Annotated in this window: 1 protein-coding gene; it reads left to right on the top strand. The window is 69.2% G+C overall.

Translation table 11 applies throughout. The annotated features are described in order from the left end of the window. A partial coding sequence (locus ACFR9S_RS03860; RefSeq protein ID WP_379818100.1) for an ArsA family ATPase occupies positions 1-1,037 on the top strand: 1,037 nt, incomplete at its 5' end. Between the last annotated feature and the right edge of the window lie 163 nt (positions 1,038-1,200).

Below are 1,200 nucleotides of genomic sequence, written 5' to 3' on the forward strand. Positions count from 1 at the left end.
ACGCCCCCGAGACGCTCGACGCGGAAACCGCCCTCCCCGAGACCGTCGACGCGCCGGAGTACGTCCTCTACGGCGGGAAGGGTGGCGTCGGGAAGACCACCTGCGCCGCGGCGACGGCGCTGGCCTCCGCCGCGGCCGGGACGAAGACGCTCGTGGTCTCGACCGACCCCGCGCACTCGCTGTCGGACACGCTCGACACCGACATCCCGGCCCACCCGAGTCGGCTCCGGGAGGACGTGCCGCTGTGGGGCGTCGAGATCGACCCCGACGCCGCGATGGAGGAGGGCTTCTTCGCCGCCCAACAGGAGGAAGGCCCTGTCGGCGACCTCGCGGGGATGCTCGGCGACGGCGCGGGGATGGAGTCGCTGCTCGGCGGCACGATGCCCGGCGCGGACGAGGCCGCGGCGATGCAGAAGCTGATCGAGCACATGGACGACCCGCGGTTCGACCGCGTCGTCGTCGACACGGCGCCGACGGGGCACACGCTGCGCCTGCTCCAGCTACCCGAGATGCTCGACACGATGGTCGGCCGGATGGTGAAGCTCCGCCAGCAGTTCTCCGGGATGATGGACGGCATCAAGGGCGTCTTCGGCGGCGACGACGACGAGGAGGCGGCGGGCAGGCAGGACCTCGACGAACTCAAGGAGCGCATCGAGCGCCTGCGAACGCTGCTTCGGGACCCCGATCGAACGGACTTCCGGGTGGTGATGGTGCCCGAGACGATGAGCGTCACCGAGTCCGAACGCCTCGTCGAGCGACTGGACGAGTTCGACATCCCGGTCAGCACGCTCGTCGTCAACCGCGTGATGGAGGACCCCGCCGACGTGGCGGATCTCGACGACGTCGACGACGACTGGATCGTCACGCCGAATCTCGAGGAGTGTGAGTTCTGCCAGCGGCGCTGGTCGGTGCAGCAGGACGCGCTCGGCCGGGCGAGCGACCTGTACCGCGGCCGGGACGTGAAGCGCGTGCCGCTGCTGGCCGACGACGTACGTGGGGAAGCTGCGTTGCGGGTCGTGGCGGCCTGTCTGGACTGATTCGTGGGTGGTGAGTGGGGTTTCTGGCTTGTCGATAACTGAGTCGTTGGCTGCTACCGCGACGGCGACAGCATCTGGATCGCTGGCAACTGGAACAGCGACGGCAACCGCAACAGCGTCTCGATGCTTGGCAACTTGTGACCGCAGTGCGCCGGACACGAGG

Source organism: Halolamina salina (assembly GCF_042678005.1).
GTDB classification, from domain to species: domain Archaea; phylum Halobacteriota; class Halobacteria; order Halobacteriales; family Haloferacaceae; genus Halolamina; species Halolamina salina.